Genomic DNA, 9,704 nt, shown 5'->3' with positions numbered 1-9,704 from the left:
CAAGGTGCGGGACGAGTCCTACTTCCCGCTCGATCCCAGGGGCACGGCAGCCCCGGGACGCTCCCGCTCGTTGTCGCGGGCCTCCTCACCGCGCTCGTCGCCCAGCCGGTCGGATTTCACGCCGCCCGGCGAACCATGGGTCAGCTGCGCGGGGCGCGGGCCAGCTGGCGGGACTGAGCGACGAGCCGGTCGGTGCTGTCCCAGACGTCCGCGTCCTCCTCCAGGAAGCCGCCCGCGAGGTTGCGGGTGGTGATGGAGACACGCAGCGGGCCGGGGGCCGGGCGGCAGCGGATGTGGGTGGTGAGCTCGATGGTCGGCGTCCAGCCCTTGAGTCCCAGCTCGAACGAGGTCGGCGGCAGCGCGTCGACGGTGAGCAGCAGGGAGTACGGGTCGGCGTCGCGGCCGTCCGCGAGGCCGAACCAGCCGCGCATCTCGCCCTTGCCGGACGGGGCGCCGACGGCCCAGCCCACGGTCGACGGGTCGAGCTTGATGCTGAGCCGCTCGGTGATCGCGGAGCTTCCGGGGATGGGCGCCGGGCCGTCGCCCGGGCCGAAGCACTGCTCGATCGGCGCCATGGCCGGCGGCTTCGCCGACGTACGGATGTCGTCGGAGAGGGAGTCCAGGTCGCCGTAGGTTCCGAGAACCCGGATGCGCTCGACCTCGGTGCCGTCCTGCGCGTACTGGAAGAGGGACGCCTGGCCGGTGGAGAGGGTCCGGCCGGTGCGGACAACCTGCGTACGGATCACCGCGGGGCCGGGGACGGACGCGGTGAGGTAGTGCGCGGAGACCGAGAAGGGATCGGAGTGGGGCAGGGCCTCGCCGAGCGCGCGGCCGAGCATGGCCAGTAGATAGCCGCCGTTGACGGCCTGGATGATCGTCCAGCCCGCGGAGAGCTCGGCGTCGTAGACGCCTTCTTCGCGAAGGGTGACGGCGGTGTCTCTGTCGAACTCGCTGTCACCGATGAGTGCCTGAGCTGCCTGTGCCATGAGATGCACCGTACACCGAGTGTATTACTGAGCGGTAGCTTTTTTTGGTCGTCGGTGTATCGGCGCATCGCGGGCACGGGGTGTCCGGTCAGGTGGCCGCGGAGCTCTCCTCCGCCGTGGCCGAGGAACGGTTGTAGGCGCGGGGCGCCCGCCAGTGGAAGCGCATCGCCAGCAGCCGCAGAACAAAAGCGGTGATCGCGGCGGTGCCGCTGGTGAAGGCGTTCAGCGCGTCGAAGCGGATGCACAGCACGATCATGGTGGCGCCCACGATCGCGGGCACGGCGTACAGATCGCGGTCCCAGCGCAGCAGCGACGGCGTCTCGTTGGCGAGTACGTCACGCAGCACACCGCCGCCGACCGCGGTGGCCAGGCCCAGGGCAGCCGATGCGGTGAGACCGAGGCCGTAGTCGTACGCCTTGACGGTGCCGGCGACACAGAACAGCCCAAGGCCCGCCGCGTCGAAGACGTTGACGGCGACCTGGATCCGCTCGACGTGCGGATGCAGGAAGAAGACCAGGCCGGCGGCGAGCAGTGGGGTGAGGAAGTAGCCGAGATCGGTGAAGGCGGCGGGCGGGACCGCTCCGATGATCACGTCACGGAACAGCCCCCCGCCCAGCGCTGTCACCTCGGCGAGCACCGCGATGCCGAAGACATCGAAGTTCTTGCGTACGGCGAGCAGTGCGCCGGAGATCGCGAAGACAAAGATTCCGACGATGTCGAGCGCATGCTGGACGGAGGGCGTGAACAGTTCGTTGAGCACCGGGCAATTGTGCCGGTTCTACTCCTTCGGGGTGTCCCCCGCGTTCCCGGCGTCCGCCGCGTCCTCCGAATCCGTCGCGGCCTCGGCGCCCTGGGAGACCTCGGTGATCTTGCCCGGGGCCTCCGGTGCGGCCGGCTCCGGCTCCTTCTTCAGCGCCACGATCTCCACCGCGTCCCGCGCCGATTCCAGCACGGTGTCGCCGGGAAGCTGGTCCGGCGCGTTCTCCGGGTGGTGGCAGGCCACCTGGTGCCCGGTCTTCAGCGCGACCAGCGGCGGCTCCAGCGTCGCGCAGGCTGCCGACGCCTTCCAGCAGCGGGTGTGGAAGTGGCAGCCGCTCGGCGGCGAGATCGGCGACGGCACGTCGCCGTTGAGCAGAATGCGCTCGCTCTTGGCCGACCGGCGCCTCGGGTCCGGGACCGGCACAGCCGACAGCAGCGCCTTGGTGTAGGGATGCATCGGCGCCTTGAACAGCGACTCGCGGTCGGCCAGCTCCACGATCTTGCCGAGGTACATGACCGCGATCCGGTCCGAGACGTGCCGGACGACCGAGAGGTCATGGGCGATGATCACGTACGTGAGACCCAGCTCGTCCTGGAGGTCGTCGAGCAGGTTGACGACCTGCGCCTGGATCGACACGTCCAGCGCCGAGACCGGCTCGTCCGCCACCACCAGCTTCGGCTTGAGCGCGAGCGCGCGGGCGATGCCGATGCGCTGGCGCTGTCCGCCGGAGAACTCGTGCGGATAGCGGTTGTAGTGCTCGGGGTTGAGGCCCACCAGCGAGAGCAGCTCCTGGACCGTCTTCTTGACCCCGCCTTCGGGCGTGACGCCCTGGAGCTTGAAGGGGGCACTGATGATCGTGCCGACTGTGTGCCGCGGGTTCAGCGAGGAGTACGGGTCCTGGAAGATCATCTGCACGTCGCGGCGCATCGGCCGCATCGCCGAGACACCCAGGTGCGTGATGTCCTTGCCCTCGAACTCGATCTTGCCACCGGTCGGTTCGAGCAGCCGGGTGATCAGCCGGCCCATCGTCGACTTGCCGCAGCCGGACTCACCCACGACACCCAGGGTCTCCCCCGCACGCACGTCGAAGGAGATGCCGTCGACAGCCTTCACCGCGGCGACCTGACGCTGCAGCAGCCCCTTCTTGATGGGGAAGTGCTTGACCAGGTTGTCGACCTTGAGCAGCGGTTCGGGCGAGCTCGTCGCCTGCGTCGGGATCGCCGTCGCGGCGGCGCTCTTCTCGGTCTTCTCGCTCTTGTCGCTCACAGCTTCGGCGCAATCTCTTCGGTCCAGATCCGGGTCCGGTCCTCCGGCGACATGTGGCAGGCCGCGAAGTGGTCGCCCTCGACCTGCTGCAGCTCCGGGCGCGTGGTCCGGGTGATGCCGCCCTTGGGCACATCCGCGTACGGGCAGCGCGGGTTGAAGGCGCAGCCGGACGGGATGTTGATGAGGCTGGGTGGGGAACCCTTGACCGGGACGAGCCGGTCGGTCTCCTCCTTGTCGATGCGCGGCATCGACGTGAGCAGACCCCAGGTGTACGGGTGCCGGGGCTCGTAGAAGACCTGCTCGGCGGTGCCGCGCTCGACGCAGCGACCGCCGTACATGACCAGGATGTCGTCGGCCATCTCGGCGACGACGCCCAGGTCGTGAGTGATCATGATGACCGCGGAGCCGAACTCCTTCTGCAGGTCGCGGATCAGGTCGAGGATCTGTGCCTGGACGGTCACGTCCAGGGCGGTCGTCGGCTCGTCGGCGATGAGCAGTTCGGGGTTGTTGACCAGCGACATCGCGATCATCGCGCGCTGGCGCATACCGCCGGAGAACTCGTGCGGATAGGCGTCGACGCGCTTGGCGGGCTCGGGAATGCCGACCCGGTCGAGCATCTCGACGGCGCGCGCACGGGCCGCCTTCTTGCTGACGTCGTGGTGGTTGCGGTACGCCTCGACGATCTGCGCACCCACCGTGTAGTACGGGTGCATCGCCGACAGCGGGTCCTGGAAGATCATGGACATCTGCCGGCCGCGCAGCTTGCGGACGTGGTCGTCGTCGGCGCCGATCAGCTCTTCGCCGTCCAGCCAGATCTCACCGCTGATGTCGGGGCGGCTGCGCGCGTGACCGGATCGGTGCAGGCCCATGACGGCCAGCGAGGTGACCGACTTGCCGGAGCCGGACTCGCCCACGATGCCGAGGGTCTTGCCCTTCTCCAACTGGAAGGAGAGCCCGTCGACGGACTTGACGATGCCGTCGTCGGTCGGGAAGTGCACCTTCAGGTTGCGTACGGAGAGGAAGGCCTCGGGCCGTGCGCCGACCTGCTCGGGAACACCGAACGGACCGGCCGGCTGCTTGTCCTGGGTGGGAATGTTGTCGGTCACGTCAGCCTCACACGCGGGTCGACGACCGCGTACAGCAGGTCGACAATCAAGTTGGCCATGACGACGAAGAACGCCGCGATGATGGTGACGCCCATGATGACCGGCAGGTCACCGGAGTTGATGGCATCGACGGCGGCCTTGCCGAGTCCGGGAAGGTTGAAGGTCGACTCGGTCAGCACCGCGCCGCCGAGCAGGGCGCCCACGTCCAGACCGAAGATCGTGATGATCGGAGTCAGGGTGGACCGAAGCGCGTGCTTGCGGATGACCACCTGCTCCTTGAGGCCCTTGGCGCGGGCCGTACGGATGTAGTCCTCGCCCAGGATCTCCAGCATGGTGGCGCGGGTGAGCCGGGCGTAGGTGGCCGCGAAGAGGAAGGCCAGGGTGATCCAGGGCAGGAGCATGCTGTTGAACCAGGCCGCCGGATCGTCGGTGAACGGCGCGTAGTCGCTCGCCTGCAGCCATTCCAGGCTGTAGACGAAGACGGCCGAACAGACCAGCCCGGTGAAGTAGATGGGCAGTGATACACCCGCCAACGCGGTGATCATGGTGGCCCGGTCGAGCAGAGTGCGTCTGCGTAGTGCGGAGATCACGCCGGTGGAGACACCGCCGATCAGCCAGAGCACCGAGGCTCCCGCCGCCAGCGACAGCGTGACGGGCAGGCGCTGTTTCAGGTTTTCCCACACCGGCTGCTCGTTCTTGAACGAGTAACCGAAGCAGGGCGCCGGGCAGTGGGTGATGGTCGCGCCCGTGTCGTAGTCACGGCCGACGACTATGCCCTTGACGAAGAGCCCGTACTGGGTGGTGACGGGCTTGTCGAGGCCCATCTTCTTACGGATGCCCTCGATGGCCGTCTTGTTGGTCTCACGGCCGGCGTAGAGGAGTGCGGGATCACTTCCGGTGATCTTCGGCACCATGAAGAAGATGCCGAAGGTGACCATGGAGACGATCACCAGCATGACGACGACATTGACGAGTCGTCGGAGGAGGTAGACGAGCACTGCAGTCGGCCTGGTCGGCGGGCGGCTGCCGTCCCTTGTGGGAACGACAACCGCCCGCCCGCGGCCTTCACCTGCCCTTCGAACTAGCGCATGCGAGGTGAAGGACCCGCATGTCCAACTGCTACTTGACGACGCCCATGACCGCGAGGTCGAGGCCTCGCGTGGACTCGTTGAAGAAGACGTTGGTCAGCCGCGGGTTGCGGTAGATCAGCGCCTTGTCGAAGTTGATCGGGAGATAGAGGGCCTTCTCCATGATCGCCTTGTTGATCTGGGTGTAGAACGGCGCGGCGGCCTCCGGAGACGCTGCGGCGGCGGCCTGGTCGAAGAGACCATTGACCGTCTTGTCGTTCAGCATCGAGTAGTTGTTGTTGCCGTTCTTCAGGATGAAGGAACCGTCAACCAGCGGCTGCAGGAAGCCCGCACCCGAGTTGTAGTCGGCGCCCCAGCCCATCACGACGATGCCGTAGCCCTTCTTCTTCACGTTGTCGGGAGCACCGATCACGGAGGAAGAGTTCTTGCCGTCGTACTGGTCGATGGAGGCGTCGATGCCGACGGCCTTCAGCGAAGCCTGCAGCGACTCGGCGGTGGCCACCTCGGGCTTGCGGTTGTTGCGGACCGCGATGGTGGTCTTGAAGCCGTTCGGCTTGCCACAGGCCTTCAGGGCCTCACGGGCCTTGTCCAGCTGCGGCTTGCCCTGGGTCAGGCCCCACGGGTCGTAGGACTTGTCCGAGCCCGGGATGCCCGGGGGAATCATGTTGGCGCCGATGTCACCGCTTGTCGGGCCGCCACGGGCGGTCTGCAGCGACTTCGGGTCGGCGGCGTAGATGACCGCCTTGCGGCACTCGATGTTGTCGAACGGCTTGACCGTCTGCGGGAACGCGAAGTACCGGATGTAGCCGGTGAACGGGTTGTCGGCGTTGGCCTTGTACTTCGGCGACTGCAGGATCTTGATCTTGGCGGCCTGCTGGACACCGGTGGCGTCGACCGCGTAGTCGATGTCACCCGAGAGCAGACGCGCGTCCATGTCGTCCGGGTTCGAGGTCACGGTGAAGGTGACCTTGTCCGGCAGACCCTTGCGGATCGGGTCGGTCTTCGGGTCCCAGTTGGGGTTCCGGACGAAGACCGTCTCCTTGCCGGCGGTGAAGGACTGGACCTTGTAAGGACCGGTCGCCACCGGGTGGTTGGTGTACTTCGCACCGTCGTCCTTGGCGGCCGGCACCGGCGCCGAGCTGCCCATGGCCATCAGGTACGAGAAGTCCGAGTTCGGCTTCGCCAGGTTGAAGACGATCGTCCGCTCGTCCGGCGTCTGGACCGACTTCAGACCCAGCTTCTTGGGGTCCTTGTCCTTGTAGGGGCCGGGGTACTTCTGGCCCTGGTCGAGGATGTCGATCAGGTAGGTCGGACCGCCGGAGAGGACGTCCTGCGCGAAGACGCGCTCGATGCCGTACTTGATGTCCATCGAGGTGACCGGCGTGCCGTCGTCGAACTTGACACCGGCCTTCAGCTTGAAGGTGTACGTCTTGCCGCCGTCGCTCAGCGTCGGCAGCGACTCGGCGAGGTCGGGGACCAGCTTGGTGCCGGCCTCACCGGGCTTCGAGTCGTACGCGAGCAGCTGGCGGACGTACAGCCGCTGCATGTTCCAGACGAAGCCGTAGTAGGCACGGGCCGGGTCCAGGAAGTCGACGTCCTGAGGGGACATCAGCTTCAGCGTGCCGCCCTTCTTGTCGGACGCGTTGACGACCTTGCCCTTGGTGGCCGCGTCGTAACCGGCACCCTTGTTCGAGGAGGACTTGTTGTCGCCGCCTCCTCCGCCACAAGCGGTTGCGGTCAGCGCAACCGCGGCCGCGAGGGCCGTGAGGGCAACTGCCTTCCGTGAGCGATTCACTGTCTAGCAACCTCCGTGATGTGGTGTGGCCCGTGGGTACGCAGTTCGCGCCCTACGGTCGATCGAGTGCCAACCGGCTCGCGCCAGAGGCTTTTTGCGTCGGCTCAGCTGCCCTTCGGGTCGAGGGCGTCACGCAGCCCGTCGCCGAAGAGGTTGAATGCCAGAACGGTGATGAAGATCGCGAGTCCGGGGACCACCATGTATGTCGGGTCCGCCTGGTAGGTGTTGATCGCGTCGGAGAGCATCTTGCCCCACGAGGCGGTCGGCGGCTTCACACCCGCGCCGAGGTAGCTGAGCGCGGCCTCGCTGAGGATGTTGGTCGGGATGATCAGCGTCGAGTAGACGAGGATCGGCGCGACCAGGTTGGGCAGCAGCTCCTTGAAGAGGATGTAGCCCCGTCCGGCGCCCAGGCTGCGTGCCGCCTCGACGTACTCCCGCTCACGCAGGGACATCGTCTGTCCCCGGACGATACGGCCGATGTACGGCCAGCCGAAGAAGCCGATCACCACGATCAGCACGCCCATCCGGACGCCCGAACCGGTGAGCCCCCAGAGGGAGTTGGGCACGACGGAGACGAGAGCGATGGTGAACAGCAGCTGCGGGAAGGCGAGCAGCAGGTCCATCAGCCGGCTGATGAGTGCGTCGACCCAGCCGCCGAAGAAGCCTGCCACCGAGCCGAGGACGCTGCCGATGACCACGGAGACCATCGCGGCGAGGAAGGCCACCAGGAGCGAGATGCGCGCGCCGTAGACGATGCGGCTGAACACGTCGCGGCCGTTGGTGGGTTCGACACCCAGCAGGTAGTCCGAACTCATCCCGCCGAAGGAGCCCTTGGGGATGCCGAGGTCGGGGTCGAGCAGATCCTCGTGGAATTCGTTCGGCGGGTGGCCGAGGAGATTCACGATCAGTGGTGCGAACACCGCGATCAGGATCAGCAGGAGCACGACCACACCGCCGGCGAGCGCCACCTTGTCGCGCTTCAGCCGTGTCCAGGCGATACGTCCTGGCGAACGGCCTTCAATGCTCTTGGCCGGGACATCGGCCGTGACGTCGGCGGTCGCTGTCTCGGCCGCGCTGTCGTGCAGTGGTGCCGTCATCGTTGTGGGGACCCCTCTCGGCTCGACCGACTGTGGCCGGCCCGCGCCCGCCGCTGTAGCGGCTCGTTCACATCACAGGTGCAAGTCGCACGTTTGGTGGCGGTGGTACGGAAGTTGCAGGTGGTGCGAGTGGAGCAGTTCAACTGGTCCAACCAGAAGCCGCAGGTCGTACTGGGCGCCCAGCGCTTCTTGTTCCGGGGAGTCTTCAACGCGTCGCGGATCACCCGCCAGCCCTGGGGGGGAATGGATGCGCAACCGTGATGTGACCAGGTACCTTCCGTTATCCGGACGCCGTGATCGTCCCAGCGAACCAAGTCGGCACTCTTCGCCCAGATCGGGCAGGTACCCCAACAGGGTTCATCCCGGCGCTAATTGGCAGGCGCCGAGCCGGTCACCCGTGGACCGGGGGGTAGCCGTAACCAACGGCGGGAGCGGGCGCGACGTGCGCCTCGCGGTCGTAGAACGGGCGGGAGTTGGCGCGGAGCCACATCGCGACCGGGTCGTACTCGTCGGACATCGCGACGGTGGAAAGGGGCAGCCCGTCCGGAACCGCGCCGATCGACTGCTGCATCATCGCGCGCACCGCGTCGACGGAGGTCTGGCTCGTGTCGTAGAGATCGAGACCGATGGCGAGGTACGGCACCCCGAGCGCGGGCTGCACCCAGGCCCGGCGCAGGGAGCGGACCGCGGGGGTGTGATGGGCGTTCCGTGAGAGCAGGGCGTAGAACTGCGGGATCTCGATGGCCGGCTCCGTGAGCCGGAGCGGTCCCGCGGGCATCCGGTCGAGGCCAGTGGCGATACGGCGCAGATCCAGCCACGGGATGCCGACGCCGCCACCGGGGGCGTGCGGGTTGAGCCAGATGCCCCAGCGGTCCGGGAAGAGAGCGCGGGCGATGTCGAGTCCGGTGACCACTTCATGGTCCCGGTTCCAGCCGCTGGCCGAGAGTTCCTGGGCAGAGGTCACACAGGGCGCGTAGCCCAGCCCGTCGACCTCGATGTTCCCGTACTGGGCGTCGGGCGAGCCCGCCCGGCCGTGCCAGAGCAGCATCCAGATCCGGTCGCCGGCGAGCGCCCGGAGCAGTGCCTCGTACGCGTCGTAGCGCCCGGGCGTCACTTGGCGCAGCATGTGCTCGACCTGCCCGGCCGCCGCGGTGCCTGACGCACTCACCCTGGGTCCCGCCCCTCTTCGATCCACTGTGTCGGCCTGCCGCTCCCGGGGCACACGGGTGCGGCTCGGTGGCCGAGGCACTAGCCATCAAACCAGCTTATGCGGCACCCCTGACACCGACTTGACGCCACAGGTCGACGGTGTCGCGCCCGGCAATCCCCGGAGTCGGGGACTCCGCGCTCCAGTGCTCCTCCCGGCAGGCTCAGCCCCGTCGCGCCGCCCGGCACGCCCGCTCGCCGCGTCGGCCTGGGGCCCTGGTAGCGGAACTACCAGGACCTCCGGCTGCCTTGCGGTCGCACGCACCGGACGACGCTCCTCGTGGGGCAGACATTGCCCGTCACGGAACCAGGGCGTGTTTCGAAAAGGGCGTCGTCCGCCCGTAGGGCGGGTCTGGCGGCGTCTGGTGCGTGCGATCGCAAGGCGGAGGGTCGCCCCGAT

9 protein-coding genes are annotated in these 9,704 nt (G+C 67.5%); 1 reads left to right on the top strand and 8 read right to left on the bottom strand.

The genetic code is table 11. The annotated features are described in order from the left end of the window. Positions 1 to 140: 140 nt before the first annotated feature. The 7 genes from AB0915_RS36255 to AB0915_RS36225 form a co-directional block, all read right to left on the bottom strand. On the bottom strand, positions 141 to 986 hold the full coding sequence (locus AB0915_RS36255; protein ID WP_366695224.1) for a thioesterase family protein: 846 nt from the start codon (positions 984 to 986) through the stop codon (positions 141 to 143). A gap of 88 nt (positions 987 to 1,074) precedes the next feature. Then, positions 1,075 to 1,746 carry a trimeric intracellular cation channel family protein gene (locus tag AB0915_RS36250; protein ID WP_366695222.1) on the bottom strand — a complete coding sequence of 224 codons (672 nt, stop codon included), beginning with the start codon at positions 1,744 to 1,746 and terminating at the stop codon, positions 1,075 to 1,077. Positions 1,747 to 1,764: 18 nt separating this feature from the next. After that, the gene (locus AB0915_RS36245; protein ID WP_366695220.1) at positions 1,765 to 3,012 is read right to left on the bottom strand and encodes a dipeptide ABC transporter ATP-binding protein; all 1,248 of its coding nucleotides are present in this window, start codon (positions 3,010 to 3,012) and stop codon (positions 1,765 to 1,767) included. Next, positions 3,009 to 4,118, bottom strand: a complete 1,110-nt coding sequence (locus tag AB0915_RS36240; RefSeq protein ID WP_366695218.1) for an ABC transporter ATP-binding protein — start codon at positions 4,116 to 4,118, stop codon at positions 3,009 to 3,011. Before AB0915_RS36240 ends, AB0915_RS36245 begins: the two co-directional genes overlap by 4 nt. Beyond that, positions 4,115 to 5,116, bottom strand: a complete 1,002-nt coding sequence (locus AB0915_RS36235) for an ABC transporter permease (protein WP_366695216.1) — start codon at positions 5,114 to 5,116, stop codon at positions 4,115 to 4,117. The genes AB0915_RS36240 and AB0915_RS36235 overlap by 4 nt, the downstream gene beginning before the upstream one ends. A gap of 121 nt (positions 5,117 to 5,237) precedes the next feature. Then, the gene (locus AB0915_RS36230; protein ID WP_366695214.1) at positions 5,238 to 7,001 is read right to left on the bottom strand and encodes an ABC transporter substrate-binding protein; all 1,764 of its coding nucleotides are present in this window, start codon (positions 6,999 to 7,001) and stop codon (positions 5,238 to 5,240) included. 104 nt (positions 7,002 to 7,105) lie between these two features. Then, complete coding sequence (locus tag AB0915_RS36225; protein WP_366695212.1) at positions 7,106 to 8,098, bottom strand: ABC transporter permease; 993 nt, start codon at positions 8,096 to 8,098, stop codon at positions 7,106 to 7,108. Positions 8,099 to 8,227: 129 nt separating this feature from the next. Between AB0915_RS36225 and AB0915_RS36220 the strand changes: the two genes are divergently transcribed. Further along, on the top strand, positions 8,228 to 8,359 hold the full coding sequence (locus AB0915_RS36220; RefSeq protein WP_366695210.1) for a hypothetical protein: 132 nt from the start codon (positions 8,228 to 8,230) through the stop codon (positions 8,357 to 8,359). A 130-nt stretch (positions 8,360 to 8,489) separates the two neighbouring features. Here the strand turns inward: AB0915_RS36220 and AB0915_RS36215 are convergent, their stop codons facing one another. Further along, the gene (locus AB0915_RS36215; protein ID WP_366695208.1) at positions 8,490 to 9,266 is read right to left on the bottom strand and encodes an enhanced serine sensitivity protein SseB C-terminal domain-containing protein; all 777 of its coding nucleotides are present in this window, start codon (positions 9,264 to 9,266) and stop codon (positions 8,490 to 8,492) included. Positions 9,267 to 9,704 lie beyond the last annotated feature (438 nt).

The organism is Streptomyces sp. NPDC048411 (assembly GCF_040704695.1).
In the GTDB taxonomy this organism is placed as follows: domain Bacteria; phylum Actinomycetota; class Actinomycetes; order Streptomycetales; family Streptomycetaceae; genus Streptomyces.
The sequence above is the reverse complement of the archived record's forward strand: the minus strand, read 5'-3'. Positions and strand labels throughout refer to the sequence as shown.

Coding starts and splice junctions, on each gene's coding strand:
- AB0915_RS36255 (WP_366695224.1), bottom strand. CDS start 986: ATGGCACAGGCAGCTCAGGCACTCATCGGTGACAGCGAGTTCGACAGA.
- AB0915_RS36225 (WP_366695212.1), bottom strand. CDS start 8,098: ATGACGGCACCACTGCACGACAGCGCGGCCGAGACAGCGACCGCCGAC.